Source organism: Hallella absiana, assembly GCF_025457485.1.
GTDB lineage: Bacteria > Bacteroidota > Bacteroidia > Bacteroidales > Bacteroidaceae > Prevotella > Prevotella absiana.
This window is the reverse complement of the sequence record NZ_JAMXSP010000003.1, coordinates 108,987-131,951: the sequence shown is the minus strand read 5'-3', so window position 1 is coordinate 131,951 and position 22,965 is coordinate 108,987. Positions and strand designations below refer to the sequence as shown.

Genomic DNA, 22,965 nt, shown 5'->3' with positions numbered 1-22,965 from the left:
AAAACATAGCAATATGAATCAAATTTTAAGCGCCATCAAGAATTTGCCACGGCGCGGCCAACACAATCTGGCAAAGATTGTTTGCTTGGGCTTTGGTCTTGCCGTGTCGGCGGTGCTGATCGGCGAAGTCTATTTCGAGCAGACCTTCGACACGTGGTTTCCCGGGCACGAGCGCACCTACACGATTAATGAGGATGTCGTGCAGAACGGGCAGTACAACGAGTGGTCACAAACCTCGGGAGCCATTGCACCGGGCCTCAAGGCCATATCCCCGCAGGTGGAGGCAGCCACACGCTACTCGTTCATGCTCAGCGATGTGAAGACGACCGTCGACGGACGGCCGTTCACGATCGACGAGGTAGACGCTGCTGACAGCTGTCTCTTCGACGTTTTTCCACGGGCAACCGTGCAGGGCAACCTCAAGGAGAGCCTCAGTCGCCCTTATAACTGTGTGATAAGCCGATCCATGGCTGATCGCATCGGTGGCAATGTAGTGGGCAAAGCGTTCGAGCTGCGCGACTACGATTTTAAGCTCATCATTGGCGGTGTCTATGAGGACTTCCCGTACAACTCTAAACTGCACGGCATCGATGTCATTACATCACTGCCTACTATCAACAAGTATTTAGATTTCGAAATCACAGACCGTTGGGTGGGTGGCGACCGCTTCTCTTCTTATATTAGACTGAAGAAGGGTGCTACGATAGACTACCTGAAACCTAACGTCAGTAAGATGATGGCACAGCACAGCGACTATGCCGAGGCTGAGAAAGCTGGCGTGAAGTTCAACTATACCTTCACGCAGGTTACCGAAGACTACACCTCCAATCCACAAATCAAGACGATGTGCTGGATCATGACGCTGCTTGCCATCATTCTCCTGGTCTCCACGGTGGTCAACTATTTGCTCATCGTCATGGGCAACGTGGTCAGCCGCTTCCGTGAGATGGCCGTACGCAAGTGTTTCGGCGGCGGGCGGCGCACCATCTATGGCATCATGATCAGTGAGTCGCTGGTGCATGTGGCCATCGGCATCCTCTTGGCCGCAGTCCTTATCTTTGCCTGCAAGGGAACGATAGAGGGCTATATCTCCGCACCCGTCAGCACGATGCTGTTCAGCCGAGGCTCATGGATACTCGGTCTCATCTGCCTGCTCATCATCTTTATCGGTGGTTTCGTGCCGGGCTATATATATAATAAGGTGCCGGTGACAGCTGCCTTCCGTGGCGTGCATGAGGCACGCCGCCGCTGGAAACTCATCATGCTGTCGGTGGAGTTTCTCGTCGTCACCGTCATGCTCAGCCTGCTTGCCGTCGTGCAACAGCAGTACCGCGAGGTGACGCACGAGGATATGGGCTACGACTACAGCCGTCTTGCCGTCGTCACCTTGGACAAAGCACCTGTCAACCAGATGCAGCAGGCCGTGACGTCGCTGCGCTCGCTGCCCTTCATCGAGCAGGTGACAACAGCCTACACGTTGCCGATTGGGTGGCATAGCGGAAACAATATCTATCTGCCGGGCGACGACACGGAATACTTCAACATTGCCGACCAGTACAGTGTGGGTGACGGCTATCTGAAGCTCATGGGCATCAAGGTCGTCGAGGGCCGCAACTTCACCGAGCCTGCCGACAGCGACCTGAGCGAGGTGATGGTGAGCGAGTCGTTTGTGAAGCGCTTCCATACGACCACGCACAAGCAGGGCAGCGTCGTCGGACAGCATATCTGCGTCTCGGAACATACCGACAGCCTGCATCCTTTCTCTACCATCTGCGGCGTGTATAAGGATGTCAGCCTCGGCTCATCGCTTGAGCGTGAGCTCCGTCCGAGCGTACTCTTCCACGACAACAACGACGCTCAATACATCCTTGCGAAGTTCACCGACCTCACGCCCGACAACCTCGACCGTGCCCGCCGGCAGTTGAAACGACTGCTGCCCGACCGCGACGTGAAGGTAATGCCTTACTCTGACCTTGTCGTCAATCAGTATCAGAGCACCGACGGCTTCCGCATGGGAACGCTCGTTACGGGTATCACTGCGCTGGTCATCGCCCTGATGGGACTTATCGGCTACACCACCGACGAGGTGAACCGCCGCCGCAAGGAGATTGCTATCCGCAAGGTCAACGGTGCCACGGCCCGCGACATCTTCCACATGCTCGTGACCGACGTGCTGAGGCTCTCGGTGCCTGCCGTCATCGTGGGCCTCATCCTCTCTTGGGTCATCGCCGAGAAATGGTTGCAACTCTTTGCCGACCGCATTGCGCTCTCGCCCCTGCTCTTCTTAGCTGTCGGCTTAGTGGTACTCGCCATCGTGGTCACCATCATGCTGCTCTCCGCCCGCAAGGTAGTCAACAGCAATCCAGTGCTATTCCTTAAAGACGAATAATAAAAAGAAAGAAGTTATGATAAAAGTACAAGATTTAAGCAAGACCTTCCGCACGGAAGAAGTAGAGACGATAGCCCTTGACAAGGTATCGTTTGAAGTGAAAGACGGCGAGTTTGTCGCCATCATGGGTCCTTCAGGCTGTGGCAAGTCCACACTGCTCAACATCCTCGGACTCCTCGACAACCCCACGTCGGGACAGTACTGGCTCGACGGCAAGGAAGTGTCGGGGCTCCACGAGAACGAGCGCACGGCTATCCGCAAAGGACAGATAGGCTTCGTGTTTCAGAGTTTCAACCTCATTGACGAACTCAACGTGGAGGAGAACATAGAACTGCCGCTTACCTATCTCGGCATCTCCAAGGCCGAGCGCAAGCAGAAGGTGCAGGAGGTGATGAAGCGCATGAACATCAGCCACCGCGCCAAGCACTTCCCTCACCAGCTCTCAGGCGGTCAGCAGCAGCGCGTGGCCATCGCCCGTGCTGTGGTCTTCGGTCCTAAGCTCATCCTCGCCGATGAGCCTACCGGTAACCTCGACTCGAAGAACGGTGCCGAGGTGATGCAGTTGCTCACGGAACTCAACCAGGACGGAGCCACCATCGTCATGGTCACCCACAATGCCCACGATGCCGAGCTGGCCCATCGCATCATACATCTCTTTGACGGACAAATCGTCGCAAATCCATAATCTCTCTCTTGGAGGCCGTCCCCCATCAACTGCGGGGACGGCCTCCGCTTTTTTGCCATGGGCAGAAGTGCATGTGCTATATATGTAATAAGGTGTATATAATAATGAGTCGATGATTTGCACGAACGGAATATTTGACGTAACTTTGCACTAAGAGAGATTTTATACTAAGAAAGTATTCGTCAAGTGAAAGCATTAAAGAATATCGGTTTGTTGCCGAGAGTGATCATCGCCATCGTCTTGGGCGTGGTCTTCGGCCTGTTCCTTCCGTCATCGGTCGTGAGAGTCTTTGTCACGTTCAACAGTCTGTTCAGCCAGTTTCTTGGTTTTATGATACCCCTGATCATCATCGGTCTGGTCACTCCTGCCATTGCTGATATCGGGCGAGGGGCGGGTAAGCTGTTGGTTGTCACCGTCGTCATTGCCTATGCCGACACGGTGTTGGCTGCCCTGCTGGCTTATGGCACCGGTTCGTGGCTCTTTCCATCGATGATTGCTACCACGGGCGGACTGCCGCATATCGCCAAGAGCATGGAGCTGACGCCTTACTTCACGATCACCATTCCACCGATGGTCGACGTGATGAGCGGCCTCGTCTTCTCGTTTCTCTTCGGTCTTGGTATTGCCTATGGCGATTTGAAAACCTCTAAGCGGCTCTTCGACGATCTCCGCTATGTCGTTGACAAGGCCATCGCAAAGGGCATCATTCCTTTCCTGCCGCTGTATATCTTTGGTGTGTTTCTCAATATGACGTATAATGGACAGGCTGGTAAGATCATGCTTGTCTTTGCCCAGATCATCTTGGTCATCCTTGTGCTTCATGTCTTCATCCTCGTCTATCAGTACTGTATTGCCGGTGCCATCGTTCGCCGCAATCCTTTCCGTCTGTTGCTCACCATGCTGCCAGCCTATCTCACGGCTTTAGGCACGAGTTCGTCGGCAGCCACCATTCCCGTGACGCTGGCGCGTACGCTGAGGAATGGAGTGAGCAATGCCATTGCCGGTTTTGTCGTTCCGCTCTGTGCCACCATCCATCTCAGTGGCAGTGCGATGAAGATCACGGCCTGTGCCCTGACCATCTGCCTGCTCACAGGGCGCGCCCATGACTTCGGTCTTTTCCTCTATTTCATCCTTATGCTTTCCATCGTCATGGTGGCAGCCCCCGGTGTGCCCGGTGGTGCCATCATGGCTGCGTTGGCTCCTTTAGCGAGCATTCTTGGCTTCAACGCCAATGCTCAGGCGCTGATGATCGCACTCTACATCGCCATGGACAGTTTCGGCACAGCCTGCAATGTCACAGGCGACGGTGCTATCGCCCTTGCTGTGGACAAGATGTTCTCACGGAAATAAAGCTACCAGTTCCTTGCTTGTTTAAAGGGAAATGCGTATATTTGCAGCACATAACATAAGAAAGGACAATAACTATGATTAAGATTTATGGTATGCCTACCTGCCCCTACTGTGCTTATGTAGACGAGCAGGTCAAGGGCGACAAGCGTTTCAAAGTGATTGATATTGGCGAAAATGTCAGATATATGAGTGCTTTTATGCACTTGCGCGATAAGAGTGCGGCTTTTGACCATTCCAAGGAGATTGGTGACATCGGCATTCCGGCCTTTGTCCTGGAGGACGGCACCGTAACACTCAAGCCCGAGGATGTAGGACTCAAGGAGTATGACCCCAATGTGGGCGGCCCTGCTTGTAGCCTCGACGGTAAAGGGTGCTAAGCTTTCATTAGGATAAGCAAGATCGAATGCTGCAAGATAGATAAATGCCACAGACCGACTACCATCAACCGATGATCTACGTTGCCGTTGCCCTCATGGTGGGTATCATGGTGGGCAATGGCGTCGGGGCATCTGTGGGCTTGATACCGTGGGTGGTCGTTTTCGGTGTGCTGTTTGTTCTTGCCTGTGTGGGCTATCGTTGTAACAAATGGCTGTGTGACATTTGTTTGATTCTGTCGACAATGGCGTTTGGTGCATTTCTTGAATGCCGTCAAGCTCACGAGCAGGCGAATCCTTTGCCTGAAGGCAGAGGCTCGTGTGAGGCAATTGTCGTCGGAATGCCACAGCAGCATGGCAAAGTGATCCAAGCCGACGCGCAGATTGTAACTGTGGGTGGACAGCGATTGCGTCATCCTATGAAGGCGCGCCTCTCTTTTCTTCGTGATACATTGTCCGGTGAGGCGGTCTCTGCCCCGGCTCTTGGTGACGGCATTACATTCTTCTCGCGTTTGCAACGCCCCGGAGAGGGTTATCGCACGAATGCTAACACACATTTCGATTCCCGCCGATGGTTGCTTTCCCAAGGTTACCGTGCTCAGACGCTGATCAGTCCTTATGACTGGCATCGTGTGGCATTGTCACTCCATAGTTTGGGAAGAGCAGACCGTGTGAGGCTAAGAGTAGGGAAGTGGCGTGAGCAGATGTTGGGCCAATACCGCCGTATGGGTATTCTGGGAGAAGAGTATGCGGTGTTGGCCGCTATGACCTTGGGCGACAAGAGTTGCCTTACCAAGACATTGCGGCGAGTCTATTCCCAAACGGGCACCAGCCATGTTCTGGCGTTGTCCGGTCTTCATCTGTCCATTGTCTTCAGCATCTTGTTGCTCACGTTTGGCTTGTTCCGCATCAACCGCTGGGTCAGTTATTGGCTGACGCTATTGGTGCTGTGGTGCTTTGTCGTGTTGGTGGGCATGCCGGTGAGTGTCGTTCGTGCCGCTATCATGCTGTCGATGGGCAGCATTGCTTTGTTGCTCCATCGCAGGGCCGCGTCGTTGAGTGCGTTGTCCTTGGCGGCGGTCGTCGTGTTGGTGCTGAACCCGGAGAGTCTGTGGGACGTCTCCTTTCAGTTGTCTTTCATGGCCGTGCTGTCCTTAGTTGTCATGGAGCCACTGGTAGAGGGACTTTGGTATCCCCGTTTGCGTGTCGTTGCCTGGTTGTGGTCCACAACGCGCACGTCGGTGATCGCACAGTTGGGTACAGCTCCTTTGGTGGTTTATTACTTCGGCAATCTGTCGGTCTATTTTCTTCCTGCCAATCTGCTCGTGTCGCTGTTGTCGATGCCTCTGTTGCTTCTGTCGTTTTTCTTCTTTCTTTCCTTGCCTTTGCAGTGGGCTCATCTTGTCTGCGTCTCCCAACTGCTTTCCTGGCTGTTGTCGTCAGCCACGCTTTTGCTCAATCATGGTTTGCGCTGGATGTCGTATCTACCCGGTGCTGCTGTCGATGACGTGTCATTCAATCAGAAGCAGGTATGGCTTTATTATTTCGTGCTTATTTGTCTTCTCTCCGCATGGATGTATGAAAAGCGTATAAAGCGTAGCAAAAACTGTTAAAACATCTCTTTTTGTGTTGTAAATGTCAGAAATTGAATTGAAATAGAATATTATTGTTGCTATTATTATTAATTCTTTGTATATTTGCAACATTCTTTTCTTTCCTTTGCCTTGTTTAATTGCAGCGTCTTGGTCAAAGGAGAGAGACAGAAACAGGTTCAATGCTTGCTTGTGACCTGATTTTGAAATGTTGAAACAATCCGCTGCAAAGCTAATAACCTTTTTAAGAAAGAAATGGAAAAAGAAATCGTGAAGCCTGCTGAGGGCAGACTGGGTATTCTTGTTGTAGGCTGCGGTGCCGTGGCCACTACGTTTATGACGGGTGTGCTGATGGCACGCAAAGGACTGGCAAAGCCGATCGGCTCAATGACACAATACGACAAGATTCGTGTGGGGCGTGGCAAGGAGAAGAAATACCTCCATTATGGTGACATCGTCTCTTTGGCCAAACTCGATGACATCGTCTTCGGCTGTTGGGATGTCTATCCACAGAATGCCTATCAGGCTGCCGTCTACGCAGAGGTGCTCAAGCAGAAAGACATCGACCCGGTGCGTGATGAGTTGGAGCTGATCAAGCCGATGAAGGCTGCTTTTGACAAGAACTACGCCAAGCGCCTCGACGGCGACAATGTCAAGGACTGCGCTACCCGTTGGGATATGGTGGAGCAGATTCGTCAGGACATCCGCGATTTCAAAGCTAAGAACGACTGCGCCCGCATCGTGGTCATCTGGGCTGCTTCCACAGAGATCTATGTTCCTTACTACGAGCCCATCCATGGTAAGCTCGACACGTTGGTGGCTGCCATGAAGGCCGACGACCGCGAGCATATCGCCCCTTCGATGTGCTATGCCTATGCTGCCCTGCAGGAGGATGCGCCGTTTATCATGGGGGCTCCTAACACCACTGTCGACATCCCGGCTATGTGGCAATTGGCCGAGGAAAAGAGACTACCCATCGCCGGTAAGGACTTCAAGACGGGACAGACGCTCGTCAAGAGTGGTTTCGCTCCAATCCTGAAAGTGCGTAACCTCGGACTCAGCGGCTGGTTCTCTACCAACATCCTCGGCAACCGCGACGGTCTCGTGCTCGACGAGCCTGCCAACTTCCACACCAAGGAGGTCAGCAAGCTCTCTACCCTTGAGACCATCTTGCGCAAGGATGACCAGCCCGACCTCTATGGCAACATCTATCATAAGGTGCGCATCAACTATTATCCTCCACGCAACGACAATAAGGAAGGCTGGGACAACCTCGATATCTTCGGGTGGATGGGCTATCCCATGCAGATCAAGATCAACTTCCTCTGCCGCGACTCTATCCTTGCCGCTCCGTTGCTGCTCGACCTGACGCTGCTCTCCGACCTGGCTCACCGTGCCGGTCGTTACGGCATCCAGCGTTTCCTGAGTTTCTTCCTCAAGAGTCCTATGCACGACTACACCAAGGGCGAGGAAGCTGTCAACAATCTCTTTGAGCAGTACACGATGCTCAAGAACGCAATCCGCTCCATGGGCGGATATGAGGCTGACGAGGAAGTGGACTAAGAAGACTCTCCCTGGCCCTCTCTTTTAGGGAGAGCCTGGGAGGACCTTTCCTGTTATTTTTGTCTTATGACGATTCCGCCCATGGGCTGGAACGACACTTTGAGCTTGCCGTCCTTGCTGACTTTCACGGTCTTCTCCACGGCCTCGCGGTTCTTGCCGTCGGTGAGAAGTGTTACCTGCTGACCGGCGAGCATGGGCAGGGAGAGCGTGAGCTGAAGAGGCTTGCTCAGACCGTTGAGGCCACCGACAAACCATTTGCCGCTGACAGCGTCCTGACGGGCGATGACAGCATAGCGGGTAGGATATCCGTCGATGAACTTCGTCTCGCGCCAGGTCGTCGGGATGTTCTTGAGGAAAGCGCGCTCCACGGCGTTGACGGTAGAGTCGGACTGCGGTGTGACCTCCACGCAGTTGACGCTCGTCTGATTGGTGATTGCTGTGGCAAGCTCAAAGACATTGCTGGTGTGGCGTGGGTGACGGCTGTGGTTGTCGCGGCTGAGATAGCGGTTCATGATCACGCCGCCCCAGTCGAAGCTGCCTATGGCATTGCGGCTGAAAGGATGCATGGTCATCTCGAAACCTTCCTTCTTGGCGTGGTACTCTGTGAAGAAGACGTTCTCGCTGGCCAGTGCTGCCTCAGAGGCGATATAGTTGGGATACATCCGTTCCCAACCTCTCGGTATCGTGCAGCCATGGAAGATGACGGCGAGGTGATGGTCTTTCGCATCGCTGAGAATGTCTTCGTAGAGTTGCATCGTCTGTTGCTTGTCACCGCCGAAGAAGTCGACCTTGATGCCGGCGATGCCGATGCGCTCCATCCATGCCATCTCGTGCTTGCGGGCGATGGCATCGTTCATGATACCACGTGGCGTCTGTGGGGCGTCGTTCCAGTATCCGTTGCTGTTGTACCACAGCATGAGACGGACGCCTTTCTCTTTGGCGTAGGCGGCAAGTTTCTTGATGCCCTTGCGTCCGATGTTCTTGTCCCACCAGTTGTCCACCAGCACATACTCATAACCATACTTTGCGGCAAGGTCGATAAACTGTACCTGGTCGGCATAGTTGATCGAGTTGTCCTGCCATACGAGCCAGCTCCAGGTATAGCGTCCCGGCTTGTAGTCGTATTTGGTCTTGTATTTCGGTTCTACCACATCGAAGGGAATCGTTGTCTCTACGATGGGTGCGAGCGTCTGTCCAATGGTGATTGTGCGCCACGGCGTCGTGCCCGGTAAGGCAATGCCGGGCGCAGCGCTGCCGTTGCCATTGTTCTCTCCGGGCTGCGGATAAGCCACGGTGTAGCCCGTCTGCGGGTCGTAGTCGCTCAGACGGCTGCCACAGTAGCTGCCGTCGACGCCTGTCTCGGAGACCAGCACCCAGTAGTCGGCCTTGCTCTGACCGGTTTTCTTTGCTTTGCCGTTGCCGGGCAGTTGTTCATGGAAGAGGCAGGGAAAGGTATAGCCCACGCCGAACTGCGACTTGGCGGCCATGGGGGCATCGGCAGTGTACTCCTCTTCATAGGAGGGCTTGGTGCGTTCCCATCCCGTCATAGGCGTGATCTGAGGGCAGAGAAATGTCGTCGTGCCGTCGGGGAAGCGGAAGCTCGTAGCCTCACTGCTGATGACGGCGCACTTCGGGTTGTCGTCTTTCTGACGGGGAATGGCGTATCGCAGTGCGATGTTGTTATTGTCGACGACGAAGGTGACGACAAAGCGCTGTCCCTCGGCGTTGGCGAAGGTCACATCAGTGGCGTTGGCCTTGAAGTCGACATGGGCGCGTTTAGTGCGGGTCATGTCGTAGTGCTTCTCCATCGGATAGTCGCGGCTATCGCTGAGCGTCATGCCGTGGGTGAGGTCACCGAAGTCAGCGACGAAGCCAAGCCGGGACGGGCACAGCACTTCCCTGCCGTTGAGAGTGACGGTATAAGTCGGTTTGCCGTCAGCGTCGGAAAGCTTTACGATGAGCTGTCCGTTTGGCGAAGCGATGGTCTTGTCCTTGGCTGTCGCAGGCAAAGCCACGGCGAGAGCCATAGCGAAAAGAGTTGTTCTGAAGATTGTTTTTTTGTTTGTCATGTATGGGTATTTTAGATTTGGTTGAGCAAAGATACAACTTTTCCAGCAGATGATCCTTTTTGCACTCTATTATTTATGCTTCTTCGTATTTCCATTCATCCACGGTGCGCTTCTCCGTAGAGAAGTTGATGCCGACCTTGAAGATGCGGCGGCCGTCGTGCTTGTAGGGCAGGATATAGTCTTTGGCGTCGATCTGCTCCAGGGCTTTCTCCGCACTCTGGTCAATCTTCAGTTCCATGACGAAGATCGTGGTCTTGGTAGAGACCAGCAGGTCGACGCGTCCGCGTGCTGTCCGAGCCTCGGCACGAATGGTGAAGTTGAGCATGTTGAAGATGGTGTAGAGGATAGCCTGGAAGAACGCCTCACTGTTGTGATGGATGTCGTACGGAAATCCGGCGAGATAAACCTTTAAGGCTTCCATGGCGGCATCGATATTGTCTGCGCGCATGGCTTGACCGAACTCCCACGCGAAGTTGTCGCGTGGGCCTGCATAGTAAGGCGCGATGTAGTTGAGCATGCTCTCGCTGAAGCCTTGACGCACCTCTTCGTTGGGGAAGCCTAACAGATACATGCCGTTCTGCGACTTTTTGATGGTGATATAGCCACTCTGATAAAGCACCGGTACTGGGTCCGTGATTTTCTCCGTTGGCGCATCAAAGCGTTGCGGAGTAGCCATGATGCCTTCCAGCTGCGGGATGAGAATGTTGTTCTTCTGCAACAGTTCCAAGAGGAAGGTCGGTGTGCCCGTGGCGAACCAGTAATTGTCGAAACGACTGTCGAACAGGGCGTTGAGGATGCTATAGGGGTTGTACAGTCCCGGGCAGTGGGCTGTGAAGTGATAACCGTCGTATTGCTCCTTCAGTTTTTCTACAGCCTCGTCGAAGGTCATACCGTTGGCAGCGGCTAAGTCGGTGATCCCCTCGTGGAAGTTGTCGAGCAGCTCCTGTTCCGTGAATCCACAGATGGTAGCATATCTGTCGTCAAGGCTGTAGTTCTTGATGTTGTTCAGTTCGCTGAAGATGCTAAGCTGCGAGAACTTCGTGATGCCGGTGAGGAAGACAAAGCGCAGCAGTCCCTCGTTGGCCTTTAAGGGACTGAAGAAGTCGCGCATGATACTGCGTATCTGTTCCTGCAGCTCCGGCTTGGCGTTGCTGTCGAGCATGGGCGCGTCGTATTCGTCGATGAGGACAACGACTTTCTGTCCGGTCTGGGCAGCTGTCGTTTGGATAATCTCATCCAGGCGGGTGCCGTAAGTCCTACCTTCGGCTACCGTTATGCCGAGTTTTGCCTCATAGAAACCAAGCACGGCGTTTAAGGTAGAATGAACCATCTGGATTTCATAGTACTTTCCGCGACTTAAATCGAGATGTATGACCGGATATTTCACCCATTCCTTCTCCAGCTTCTCGATGGCGAGTCCTTTGAACAACTCTTTCTTTCCCTCGAAATAAGCCTGCATCGTTGTGACAAGCAGTGACTTGCCAAAACGGCGGGGGCGATTCAGAAAATTGCTCTGAGAGCCTTTGGCTATGTTATAGATAAGGTCGGTCTTATCTACGTAATACTGATTGTTCTTACGTATTTCCTCGAAAGTCTGTATGCCTAAAGGGTATCTGTTCATAGCCTCTGATTTTATAGCGTTATTTTTATGCTTCCTCGTATTTCCATTCATCCACGGTGCGCTTCTCCGTAGAGAAGTTGACGCCGACCTTGAAGATGCGGCGGCCGTCGTACTTGTAGGGCAGGATATAGTCTTTGGCGTCGATCTGCTCCAGGGCTTTCTCCGCACTTTGGTCAATCTTCAGTTCCATGACGAAGATCGTGGTCTTAGTTGAAATGAGGAGATCAATTCTGCCCCTTGCCGTTTTCACTTCAGCATGAATGGTGAAGCCTAAGGTAATGAATATTGTGAAGAGGATGGCCTGGAAATAATCTTCTCGATTGTGGTGAATGTCATAAGGAAAGGCAGCAAGGAACGACTGTAGTACTTTCATGGCCGTGTCGATGTCGTCCTTGCGCATGGCTGCTCTGAACTGGGCAGCAAAAGCCGTCGTCTTCAACCCATATTGCGGAGCGATATAGTTTAGCATACTTCTGTTCAGCCCCATCCGTACCTCCTCGTTGGGATAGCCTAACGTATAGATGCCTTCATCGTAATCTTTAATGGTCAGATAGCCGCTTTGATACAATACGGGAATGGGGTTGCCAATATTATCTGTCGGGGAATCGAACTGGTCTTCTGTGGCAACGATCCCTTCCAACTGTGGCATTTCGATATCGTTCTTGATCAGAAGTTCCAACAGGAAAGTAGGCGTGCCCGTGGCAAACCAGTAGTTGCTGAACTTCTTGTCATGTAGCGCATTAAGCACACTATAGGGATTGTAGATATTGGGGCAGTGTGGCGTGAAGCGATAGCCGTCATACTGTTCTTTCATCTTGGCGACCGTTTGCTCGGTGGTGAGGTCGTTGGCTTTGGCCATTTCATGGATGCCTTCGTGGAAGGTGCTGAGGATCTCCTCCTGTGTAAAGCCACAGATGGCTCCGAACTCATCGTCAAGACTGTAGTTCTTGATGTTGTTCAGTTCGCTGAAGATGCTGAGCTGCGAGAACTTCGTGATGCCGGTGAGGAAGACAAAGCGCAGCAGTCCCTCGTTGGCCTTTAAGGGACTGAAGAAGTCGCGCATGATACTGCGAATCTGTTCCTGCAGTTCCGGCTTGGCGTTGCTGTCGAGCATGGGCGCGTCGTATCCGTCGATGAGGACGACGACTTTCTGTCCGGTCTGGGCAGCTGTCGTTTGGATAATCTCATCCAGGCGGGTGCCGTAAGTCCTACCTTCGGCTACCGTTATGCCGAGTTTTGCTTCATAGAAACCAAGCACGGCGTTTAAGGTAGAATGAACACTTGAATTTCATAGTACTTTCCGCGACTTAAATCGAGATGTATGACCGGATATTTCACCCATTCCTTCTCCAACTTCTCGATGGCGAGTCCTTTGAACAAATCTTTCTTTCCCTCGAAATAAGCCTGCATCGTCGTGACAAGCAGCGACTTGCCAAAACGACGGGGACGGCTCAGGATGTTGTTCTGCGAGCCTTTGACAAAGTTATAGATAAGATCGGTCTTATCTACGTAATACTGATTGTTCTTGCGTATTTCCTCGAAGGTCTGTATGCCTAAAGGGTATCTGTTCATAGACTCTGATTTTATAGCATTCTATCTGTTGCAAAGATACAAAAAAAATAATGAGAAATTCCCTCTTTATGACATTTTTTCCTTCCTTCTTAGAACTCATGCTGCCACCCTATGCTGATGTCGGCCATCGTGGAGTGCTTGGCGTTGGAAGGGTTCATCCACGCTGCTTCTGCTTTCAGGGTGAATCCGAGAGGCAGGGATGTGTTGAGGCCTGCCGTCCATTTGTTGCAGAAGACGTTGTCGACATGGAAGTAGCCGTCGTAGCGCGCAAAAGGGATGATCGAGAAGGAGGGGAGGCCCAGGGTGGTGGCAAGATCGTAGCCGGCTTCCAGTCCCGCCGCCTTGTTGTTGTGGGCGTTGCTGGCGATGAGCTGTCCGTCGATGGTCCATCCGTTGGCGAGATAGGCGAAGTCGAAGGCCGCGTGGAAGGCATGGTCATATTCTATGAGGTTTGGATTGTCGCGCTGGTCCATGCCCTCCTTAGCACTGCCATAGAAGGCGGAGAGGCTCAGGTCGAGGCCATTGAGAGGTTCGATACCCACGCGCGTGGCGGCACCGAGCAGACGGGAATGCTTCAAAGGGGCGGAAGGGTAGACATACGCACCCACCTCATAGTGAACATTGCCGTGTCTACCCCAGACGGCGGCACCACCCTCGTGCCACGTCATCGGCATGAGCGTGCTCTCGCTGAGCGGGTCGTAGATGGTCAGGGCTGGACCGCCGGCGTTGGTAGTACCCACGGGGATGTCGATGATACCGGCTTTGACGTTCAGTGCCTCACTCCATTGCTTGTTGATATAGAGTTTGTTGGTTGTGTAGTTATCGCAGAAGTTGTTTGCCCACGCTCCTTCGGAGTGAAAGCGCTCATATTCCACTTCAGCTACAGCCGACCAGCCTTTGCCCAAGGTCAACGTGGCGTTGGCGAGTATGTGGGGGAAGTCGGTGAGTGTGGGATGCTCCTGACCATGTCGGTGACCATAGTTCATCTCGGTCATCACATAGCCCGTGAGCCGCTGCTGTGCGGTGCTGTCCTGTGCCAACATGTTTGCGCTGCAAGCCAAGAGACACAGCGCGCTGAAGAGAAATCTGAGTTTATGCATTTCGACATCATGTTTTACGAGTGCAAAGTTACAACATTGTTGTGGATAGTAGCACAAATGAGGCATACCCAAATATGGTGATTTTAATCGGGAGTGTTTGTCGCTCATTAAATAAAATCGTCATTTTTTACGACAAAATTACGTCACGGCGGAGTTGCAATCTAGAGAGACCATTTTATATGAAAACGGAGATGACTTTGTCATCTTTGCTGTTTTTGATGATAAAAAGGTAGTTTGAGTGAGTGAAAACGCCGAGCTGACCAAAAATTCTCTAGAGAATTTTTCCTCATCTCAGTGTTTTTATCGGCACATCTCGGTTGAATGACATGTAAAAAATGGATTTTTACCCTTATTAAGGTGCAAAAATGGAGGAAAGAGAAAGAAAATATGATGAAAAAGAATAGGTAATTGTCTGATAGATAAAAAGTTATACAGATTTTTGTAAAGCAATGCGAAAATCACGCAAAAAGGCGAAATTTGGAGCCAAGGACACCCTTGATTTCAAATTTCGCCTTCTCGTTGGCGGAAAAATGTCGTTTTACTTGACAGTTTCCTATTATCTAATTGTTATGCCACCTCAATGTTTTTGGTGATCTCCTCTTTCTCTGTCTTACGTGGCAGACCGATGCGGAGCACACCGTCCTCTACTCTTGCGATGATCTTGTCGCGGTCGACGTCGTCGGGCAGTTGCAGACGCTGCTCAAAGTTGGCGTATGAGAACTCACGGCGCAGATAGCGCACAGTGCCGTTCTCCTGCTGTTTTTCATCCTTATGCTCCATCTTGATGTTGAGCACTCCATCCTTGTCGACGCTGACGTGGAAGTCGTCCTTGGTCATGCCCGGAGCGGCCAGCTCAATCTCGTAACCAGCTTGGTTCTCCTTGACGTTGATGGCCGGAGTGGTGGTTTGCACGTGGGCTGCGCGGTTGTTGTTTAAGAACTCGTTAAGTGCGTTGTCGAGCATTGTGTAGTGGAATACTGGATATAACATATGAAAACCTCCTAATGATATTGTTTCTAAATTGTGATTAAACTCTAATGTTTTTTTTCTTTGCCCTTGTAAATACAATATCCATACCTACACAAAGAAAGCGACAATCCGTCAGTTCTGTATGACATATTGTCGCCATTTCCTATGTTTCTCTGCAAAAAGATGGTTTAGTAGATGACTTTCTTTCCTTTTTGGATGACGATCTGATGTTTTGCGGGGTGCTGAATGCGTGCGCCGTTGAGACCGAAGATGAGACTGTTGGAGGCTCGGCTGCCGACACTGGGAGCAGAAATACCTGTCATGGGCGAATAATCGTTGTTGTTGGTCACGTAGATGTCGTCGATGGTGATTGGCGTGCCGCCCAAGGACCACAGTGCAACGATGTAGATTTTCGAGGGGTCGATGGCGCTTCCTGTTTGCTGGCTCTTCATCGTGTGCAGCGGAACGACGATCTGCGTGCGGTTGTCGAAGGCTTGCTCATAGTTGTTTTTCGCCCAGATGTTGTTCTGTGGATAAATGAAGATTTTGGCGCTGTTGTTGTCGGGCTCTTTGAGTTTCACCACGAGGTATTTGTAAGCACTGAGGTCTACGCCGTCGCTGTAAGTCCATCCTGTCTGTCCGTACTGTCCGTTGACGAACGTATGGGTCGTTTCGTCGTATGAGCTACCGTTTTGTTCCCAGACCACCTTCACGTAGTTCTTGCTGAGCGGGAAGAAACTTGAGCGGACGTTGAAACTCGTGGTGTAGCTGTTGCCAAAGGCGTCTTTGACCTTGGCGGTGACTTGGGCCTTGCCCTGTCCTTTGGCCAGGATCTGTCCGTTGACGACTTTGACGTTTTCCGGATCGCTGACCTCGTAGGTTGCCAACGAGGAGACATCCTCTGTGTGGCCGTCCTGAAAGGTGGCTTTCAATTCGGCGAGCTGTGCTTGTCCGGCCATCATGTCGAGGTCGCCGACGGGTTGCAGACCGGTGATCGTGGTCTTTTGGGGATCGGGCACGTGCGTGTTGTCGTCGTCGGGCCATGCGCGGTTCACCTCCGCCCAGTCCTTGTACCACTGCCAGCAGGCACCGGCGCAGGTCTCGGGATTGCCGTCGAAGTCCGGTGCCACGGTACCGCTGTTGATATATTTGTCGATGTCGAGATAGCAGGCAGTGCTGGAGAGCGTCATGGAGATGTTGTCGTAGTGGTCCATGAGAGCTTTAAAGGCAGAGCCCCACTTCGATGTGGATCCCGTGGCCCAGGTGCCCCAATTCGACTTGACGTATTCTCCGTGCTCATTATAGTGTCCGGTGCCTTCCTTCTCAGGGCTCCAGTCCACCTCCGTGATAATAACAGGATTGGTCATCACCACGGGCACAGCCTCAGTGAAGGACTGTATGTATTTCTGCGCATCGTAGTTATTGTCATCAGCACCATACCATGCGACGTAGTCGTGCACGGCATATCCGATGTTCTCGCCCTCGATGGGATGGGAAGCATAGCCGCGGTAGTTGGCCTGCCAACTGGTTCCCGGCACCCAGATGATGCCCGTGAATCCGTTGGCGCGTATCTTGTCGACGATGGGCTGGAAGAAGTCGTGCATCGCCTCGGCCGTTTCCTTGCCTTGGGCGTCGTAGAGTTTGACGGGCTCGTTGGCGAGTTCTATCGAGATGGCGCCGGCGTTGGCCTTGACGATGGGATTCTTGCTGACCACGTCCCAGACGTAGAGCAGATATTTCTGATAGTCATCTCCAACCTTGATCTCCTTGGGGCAGACGCCCGGCGGCCGCACGACGACATACATGCCGTGGTTCATGGCCTTTTGCATCAGGGGGATGTAGAGCTTGTCGAGGAAGTGGTTGAAGCGGTCTTTGCTGAAGGCTGAGATGTCGTTCTCACCGGAGGACTTCTTCGACGGGTCGTTGGTCCAGCAAGGATCGAGGTGCAGACGGAAGACGTCGCAGTAAGCGCCTTGGTCGTTGTCGGTCATGGCGGTGTAGATCTTCTCGAAGTAGTCAAGGCAAGGCTGTACGTGAGCATCGGTCAACTCGGGTACCCACTTAGTCCATCTCCAGCCGTTGAAGTAGGGACTCGGCGTGTCCATCACACCGTGGAGCGTGACGCGGTTGCCATGGGCATCGCACAGATAGCGGCCCTCGACATGCAAGGTTGGCAAGGGTACAGCGTAGATGGAGGAAGCGTGAGCGCAGAGCGTGGTCAGGCAAGCCAGCAAGGAAAGGAAAGTTTTTCGTAATTTCATTATTGATTTGTTTAGGATTATCGGTTGCAAAGGTAGAGAATAGTTGGCAAACAGGGTTTGCGGGAGGTTACGAAAAGTTTAGCGGAGGTTACATAGGGGGGAGACAAGGGGGCGCGTTTGCTTGTAAGCAAACGAACAGAACTGAGGGACGAACATGGGAAGACAAGAAAGGCAGAGGCCGCAAGGCGACCTCTGCCAGAAGGAAAGGAGGAGACAGCTTACCATTTGATGCTCACGCCACCCATGACCCACGTGCCGGGTTGCGGCACATTGCCGACATCGACATAGTCGCGGTCGAGGAGGTTGTTGCCTTTGAGGTAGACGGTGTAGTGCGGAGCCGTCCAGGCAAGGTTCGCGTCGAGGATGCCGTAGCTGCCATAGCTGTGGAGTTCGCCCTGCAGATCGTTGTAGTGACCCTTGCGGTGCTGGAAGCGGTAACTGACGTCGAGCGTCAGCTGTCGCCAGAGGTTCAGTCCCAGCGTGGTGACCACCTTGCTTTTAAGATATTCCAATGCATAGAGGCTGTGGATGCCCTCACCCGCGTGCTGGTCTTGGTTGATAAAGCAGTAGCTCACGTTGAGTCGACGCAGCACATGCTGCTCAGGCAGCAACTTGCGGAAATCGAATTCTGTCATGGCCTCCACGCCGAGGGCGTTGATCTTGCCGTAGTTGACCGATTTCCACACCACATAGCCGTCGTCGTCTTTCGTGCCGTCGTCGATCCAGTCGATGAGGTGAGTATAATGGTTGTGGAAGACGCTGGCCTTAGCCGAGATGCCGTCAGCGGCATAGCGCAGTCCGCCTTCTACAGCCCGCAGCTCCTCGGGTTTGAGATTCGGGTCAGCCTTGTGGCCACCGACCGAATAGAAGAGTTCGGTAAACGACGGCATGCGCAACGAGCTGTTGTACGAGGCAAAGAGACTCCAACCCTTGCCGAGCCGTACGCTGGCGTCGATGCCGGGATAGACCCGCATGTTCATATCGGCCCCACTGTTCTTAGCCGCTACGAGTCCCGCCGACACCGTCAGCGGGCCAGTCACCACGTTGTGCTCCAGAACAAACTGCACGTTGGTGCGGTTGAGTCCTTTGACATAGTCGCGGGAGGAGCCATGGATGTGTCGGCTGTGGCTGAGCGCGTTGCCGAGGTTGGTGCTTACCAGATCTTCGTTGCGCAGTTCGGCGCCGAGCGCCGTACGGCCGAGTGTCCAGTCAAACCATGCATTGATGTTCGCGCCATAGATGTCGGTGCGGTGATAGTTGAACGGCACCTTCGACTCGTCGCCACGCAGGAGCTCAAAGCGGTCGTACTGATGGTTCCAGTAGATAGAAGGCTTGAGATGCACAGCACCCTGCCGTGTCTCAGCCTGCAGAGCCGTGAAAGTCTTGAAAGTATGTTCAAACTGATTGTCGAACTTTGGTGAATAGAATGTCGAGGAGCCAAAGTTCTTGGCCGAAGCGCCGGCGTGCCAGTTGACGCGCACGTTGTCGTCGAGATACTGTCCTTGGTAGAAGCCCTTGGCCGTGCTGTAGTCCGTGTTGAGCTGTCCGGCTTTGTTGCGGGTGTATCCGTCGCTTCGTGTGAACGTGCCCGAAAGCGACTGTCCCCATCGGCTGCCGCCCCATGCGCCCCTTGCGCCAAGGCTGAGGTAGCCATAGCTGCCGCCCTCTACATGCGCGTCGATGGATGTTGCGTTGGGTTTGCGCGTGACGATGTTGATAGCACCTAACAGGGAAGAAGTGCCGTAGACGCGCCCTGCGGGACCTTCGAGCACCTCGATGCGCTCGATGTCGCTGATGTCTACGGGGAAGTCAAAGGCGTTGTGCCCAGTCTGCGGGTCACAGATGTTGATGCCATTGAGTAACAAGGTGATCTGCTCGTCGTTGCCGCCCCGGATACTCACGTCGGTCTGAGCACCGATGGCTCCCCGCTGTCTGACATCCACGCCAACGGCGTATTTCAGCAAATCGTTTACACTCTGTACCGGCGCCGCCTGGATCTCCTCGCGGTTCAGTACAGTCACCATTCTGGCTTGTCGGCTTTGTGCCAGCGGAGCGCGTGTTGCCGTGATGTCGACCTCGCCGAGCGTCTCACCCTGCCGGATGAGGGAGTCGGGATTGGCCTTGTCCACGTCGGTGCTGATGCCTTCTGCCTTGGCATAGGTCAGCGTGGCCACGGAAAGCGTGCCCACTAACACCTCGCGTCCCAGACAAGCAAAGAGCGCGTAAGGCTTACGCGAGAAATGCGTAAACTTCATGGGGCGCTGCTTGTTGAAAACTGTTTTGAACATAAAAAAATAATTGTCATTAAGTCTCGCCAACTTGGCAAAACGAGTGCAAAAGTAATAAAAAAATGTGAAAGCTAAAAGAAATCATCTTCTCAATTTGCTCGGATTGACAGGCTATCGTTTGGCAGATAACAGATTTATCGTTACCTTTGCCATTCTTAAACATATGATGTTGAAGGATGAAAAATCATATTCTGAACAGAAGCGAAGGCAAGAACTCTACGACAGGTTGGGCGCAGCCGGTCGGTCTGATCGCCTTCGACGCCGATGATACGTTGTGGGACAACCAGGGGCATTTTGAAGCCGTAGAGAAGGCCTACTGCCGTTTGCTCTCACCCTACGGCACGGCAGAGCAGGTGTCGGCGGCGCTGTTTGAGACAGAGACCGCCAACATGCCCCTGCTCGGCTATGGCTGCAAAGCCTTCACGCTGTCACTGATCGAGAATGCCGTCAGCTTCAGCAAAGGACAGATCACGGCACAAAGACTGCTCGAAGTGGAGCAGCTCGGTAAGTCGTTGCTCACTTTGCCCGCAACGCCGCTGCCCGGAGTTGTGGACACGCTGAGAGCACTGCGACAGAGCGGCCGCTTCCGGTTGGTCGTCTTCACCAAAGGCGAGCTGCTTGACCAGCAAAACAAGGTGATCCACTCAGGCTTGCGCGAGTTTTTTGATGACGTGATCGTCGTATCGGACAAGACGCGCCACGAGTATCAGCGACTTTGCGACATGTTTGACACCGACGTGAGCCGACTGTTGATGGTGGGCAACTCTTTTAAGAGCGACATTGCGCCCGTCTTGCAGTTGGGCGGCTATGCCGTGCATATACCTTTCGACAAAGTGTGGCAACACGAAGTGGTGGAGGAATACGAGCATCCGAGGCTGAAACGGTTGCAAAGTATCAGCGAGTTGCCCTCGTTGCTTGCTATTTAAGAATAATGAGGGGCTAATTCTATATATTATTTGCTGATGCGCTTTTTTTTTGTTATCTTTGTAGCCAAAAAATTAGAATCGCCAGCTATTTCTGACAAGATATGAACGTCATAGATATTCTTAACGACAGCAGCCGCCCCAACGGCTTCTCCATAGAGGTGCTGCCTCCTCTGAAGGGAAACGGCACGGGAGCATTGTTCCGCAATCTCGACAAGATGTGCGAGATGAAACCGCTGTATGTCAATATCACCACCCACCACAGCGAATATGTCTATCGTGAACTCGAAGGCGGACACTATGAGCGACAGCGCATCCGCCGCCGTCCGGGTACCATCGCCATCGCGGCCGCTATACAGAAACGCTACGGCGTGATGGTCATCCCGCATGTCATCTGCAGCGGAGCCACGGCGGAAGACATCGAGTATGAACTGATCGACCTGCAATTCCTGGATATCAACAATGTGCTACTGTTGCGCGGTGACAAGGCCAAGGACGACAAGACCTTCAAACCAGTGCCCGGCGGCTATGCCCACACGACACAGCTTATAGAACAGGTCAACCGCTTCAATGAGGGATTTTTCGTTGACGGCACGCCGATCAAGCATCCCGGCGATCCTTTCCACTATGGTGTGGCCGCCTATCCCGAGAAGCACGAGGAAGCACCCAACATCGACATGGACATGGCCTACTTGAAACAGAAGCAGGACATGGGCGCGGACTATGCCGTCACACAGCTCTTTTATGACAACCGCAAGTATTTCGACTTTGTGAAGCGGGCGCGTGCCATGGGCATCACCATCCCCATCGTGCCGGGCATCAAGCCTTTTGCCAAGTGCTCGCAGATCACGATGGTGCCCAAGACGTTTCATTGCGACATGCCGCAAGAGCTTGCCGCTGAGGCCGTGAAGTGCAAGACCGACGACGATGCACGGGCTTTGGGCATCGAGTGGACGGTCAACCAGTGCCGCGAGCTCTTTGCCGCCGGTGTCAAGGATATCCATTTCTACACCGTGTCTGCCGTGGACAGCGTCGTGGAGGTGGCTCAACAGTTGATGTGATGCAGAGCACTGAGGTGATAGGACAGCAGGAGGCATGGCAAAGACTCATGCAGCTCGTGGATGAAAACCGCATCCCGCATGCCTTGATGTTTGTCGGGCCACAAGGATCCGGCAAGTTCGCTTTGGCGCTTGCCTTTGCCTCTTTTCTCTTGGGCGAGCCGTGGAATGGCAAGTCGATGGTGGACAACGAGGCCATGCGGCGCAATGCCGTGGCAATGCTGGCCAAATGGCAGCATCCCGATCTCCACTTCTCTTTCCCGATCATCAAGCCAAAGGGCACCGGCAGCGACCATAAGATGATATGCGACGACTTTGCGAAGCAGTGGCACGAAATGCTGGCAAAAGGACCTTACTTCACCATGGAACAATGGATGACGATGATGGGTGCCGAGAACCAGCAGGCCGTAATCTTCGAGGCTGAGAGCGACGCTCTGAGCCATCGGTTGTATCTCAAACCTACACAGGGCGGCTATAAGGTCAGCGTGATATGGTTGCCGGAACGTATGAATCTGACGTGCGCCAACAAGATGCTGAAGCTTTTGGAGGAGCCACCACAGAAGACGGTCTTCCTACTGGTGAGCGAAGAGCCGGAACGACTGCTGGAGACGATACGCAGTCGCGTGCAGCGTTTCGACGTGCATCGCATAGCGGACGAGGATATCGAGCAGGCTTTGGTGGCGCGGCGTGGACTCGACGAGGACACTGCACACCGTGTGGCACGCTCGGCAATGGGCAGTTGGCTGCAGGCTCTGCAGGAACTGGATGCCGGAAACGAAAACCGACAGTTCTTCGATCTCTTCGTTATGCTGATGAGAAAAGCCTATACGCGTGACTTGAGAGAACTGAAAAGTTGGAGTGAGGCCGTCGCCACCTTCGGACGTGAAAAACAGCGGCGCATGCTCGTCTACTTCCTCTATCTCGTCCGTGAAAACTTTATGTTTAATTTCCGGCAGCCCGATCTCAACTATATGACGTCGGAGGAGGAACATTTCGCACAAAACTTTGCACGCTTCATCAACGAGCGCAATGTCGTGGAGATGGGCGAGCTTTTGCAACTTGCACACAGAAATATTGGACAAAACGCCAACGCCAAGATCGTATTCTTCGATTTGGCGATGAAAATGATAATATTATTAAGAAGATAGTTC

The 22,965-nt window shown here is 53.1% G+C and carries 17 protein-coding genes; 9 read left to right on the top strand and 8 right to left on the bottom strand.

Going from position 1 to position 22,965, the window contains the following annotated elements; genetic code table 11:
• Window positions 1-13 precede the first annotated feature (13 nt).
• The 6 genes from NG346_RS02550 (at window position 14) to NG346_RS02525 (ending at window position 7,953) form a co-directional block, all read left to right on the top strand.
• Complete coding sequence (locus NG346_RS02550; protein ID WP_262279381.1) at window positions 14-2,389, top strand: ABC transporter permease; 2,376 nt, start codon at window positions 14-16, stop codon at window positions 2,387-2,389.
• 16 nt (window positions 2,390-2,405) lie between these two features.
• The gene (locus NG346_RS02545; protein WP_262279382.1) at window positions 2,406-3,074 is read left to right on the top strand and encodes an ABC transporter ATP-binding protein; all 669 of its coding nucleotides are present in this window, start codon (window positions 2,406-2,408) and stop codon (window positions 3,072-3,074) included.
• Window positions 3,075-3,260: 186 nt separating this feature from the next.
• Window positions 3,261-4,424 (top strand): dicarboxylate/amino acid:cation symporter, encoded by a 1,164-nt coding sequence (locus NG346_RS02540; protein WP_262279383.1) that lies wholly within the window; start codon window positions 3,261-3,263, stop codon window positions 4,422-4,424.
• Window positions 4,425-4,498: 74 nt separating this feature from the next.
• Window positions 4,499-4,801, top strand: a complete 303-nt coding sequence (locus tag NG346_RS02535; RefSeq protein ID WP_154532549.1) for a thioredoxin fold domain-containing protein — start codon at window positions 4,499-4,501, stop codon at window positions 4,799-4,801.
• Between the two features lie 44 nt (window positions 4,802-4,845).
• A complete protein-coding gene (locus NG346_RS02530; protein WP_262279384.1) occupies window positions 4,846-6,411 on the top strand; it encodes a ComEC/Rec2 family competence protein in 1,566 nt (521 codons plus the stop codon).
• 234 nt (window positions 6,412-6,645) lie between these two features.
• The gene (locus NG346_RS02525; RefSeq protein WP_262279385.1) at window positions 6,646-7,953 is read left to right on the top strand and encodes an inositol-3-phosphate synthase; all 1,308 of its coding nucleotides are present in this window, start codon (window positions 6,646-6,648) and stop codon (window positions 7,951-7,953) included.
• Between the two features lie 53 nt (window positions 7,954-8,006).
• Here NG346_RS02525 and NG346_RS02520 read toward each other — a convergent pair whose 3' ends face one another.
• From NG346_RS02520 to NG346_RS02485, 8 genes are all read right to left on the bottom strand, one after another.
• A complete protein-coding gene (locus NG346_RS02520; protein WP_262279386.1) occupies window positions 8,007-10,022 on the bottom strand; it encodes a glycoside hydrolase family 97 protein in 2,016 nt (671 codons plus the stop codon).
• Window positions 10,023-10,095: 73 nt separating this feature from the next.
• Window positions 10,096-11,643 (bottom strand): ATP-binding protein, encoded by a 1,548-nt coding sequence (locus NG346_RS02515; RefSeq protein ID WP_262279387.1) that lies wholly within the window; start codon window positions 11,641-11,643, stop codon window positions 10,096-10,098.
• 25 nt (window positions 11,644-11,668) lie between these two features.
• Window positions 11,669-12,901 carry an ATP-binding protein gene (locus tag NG346_RS14495; protein ID WP_262279388.1) on the bottom strand — a complete coding sequence of 411 codons (1,233 nt, stop codon included), beginning with the start codon at window positions 12,899-12,901 and terminating at the stop codon, window positions 11,669-11,671.
• 5 nt (window positions 12,902-12,906) lie between these two features.
• The gene (locus tag NG346_RS02505) at window positions 12,907-13,215 is read right to left on the bottom strand and encodes an AAA family ATPase (RefSeq protein ID WP_262279389.1); all 309 of its coding nucleotides are present in this window, start codon (window positions 13,213-13,215) and stop codon (window positions 12,907-12,909) included.
• Between the two features lie 89 nt (window positions 13,216-13,304).
• Window positions 13,305-14,315, bottom strand: coding sequence for a hypothetical protein (locus tag NG346_RS02500; protein WP_262288254.1), 1,011 nt, complete (start codon window positions 14,313-14,315; stop codon window positions 13,305-13,307).
• A gap of 567 nt (window positions 14,316-14,882) precedes the next feature.
• Window positions 14,883-15,305: an Hsp20/alpha crystallin family protein gene (locus NG346_RS02495; RefSeq protein WP_154532476.1), complete on the bottom strand. Its 423-nt coding sequence runs from the start codon at window positions 15,303-15,305 to the stop codon at window positions 14,883-14,885.
• Between the two features lie 167 nt (window positions 15,306-15,472).
• Window positions 15,473-17,545 carry a glycoside hydrolase family 5 protein gene (locus tag NG346_RS02490; protein ID WP_262279391.1) on the bottom strand — a complete coding sequence of 691 codons (2,073 nt, stop codon included), beginning with the start codon at window positions 17,543-17,545 and terminating at the stop codon, window positions 15,473-15,475.
• Window positions 17,546-17,763: 218 nt separating this feature from the next.
• Window positions 17,764-19,833 carry a TonB-dependent receptor plug domain-containing protein gene (locus tag NG346_RS02485; RefSeq protein ID WP_262279392.1) on the bottom strand — a complete coding sequence of 690 codons (2,070 nt, stop codon included), beginning with the start codon at window positions 19,831-19,833 and terminating at the stop codon, window positions 17,764-17,766.
• A gap of 176 nt (window positions 19,834-20,009) precedes the next feature.
• Between NG346_RS02485 and NG346_RS02480 the strand changes: the two genes are divergently transcribed.
• From NG346_RS02480 to NG346_RS02470, 3 genes are all read left to right on the top strand, one after another.
• On the top strand, window positions 20,010-20,759 hold the full coding sequence (locus NG346_RS02480) for an HAD family hydrolase (protein ID WP_262279393.1): 750 nt from the start codon (window positions 20,010-20,012) through the stop codon (window positions 20,757-20,759).
• 101 nt (window positions 20,760-20,860) lie between these two features.
• Complete coding sequence (locus NG346_RS02475) at window positions 20,861-21,817, top strand: methylenetetrahydrofolate reductase (protein WP_154532484.1); 957 nt, start codon at window positions 20,861-20,863, stop codon at window positions 21,815-21,817.
• Window positions 21,817-22,962, top strand: a complete 1,146-nt coding sequence (locus NG346_RS02470; protein WP_154532486.1) for a DNA polymerase III subunit — start codon at window positions 21,817-21,819, stop codon at window positions 22,960-22,962. Before NG346_RS02475 ends, NG346_RS02470 begins: the two co-directional genes overlap by 1 nt.
• The last annotated feature ends 3 nt before the right edge of the window (window positions 22,963-22,965 follow it).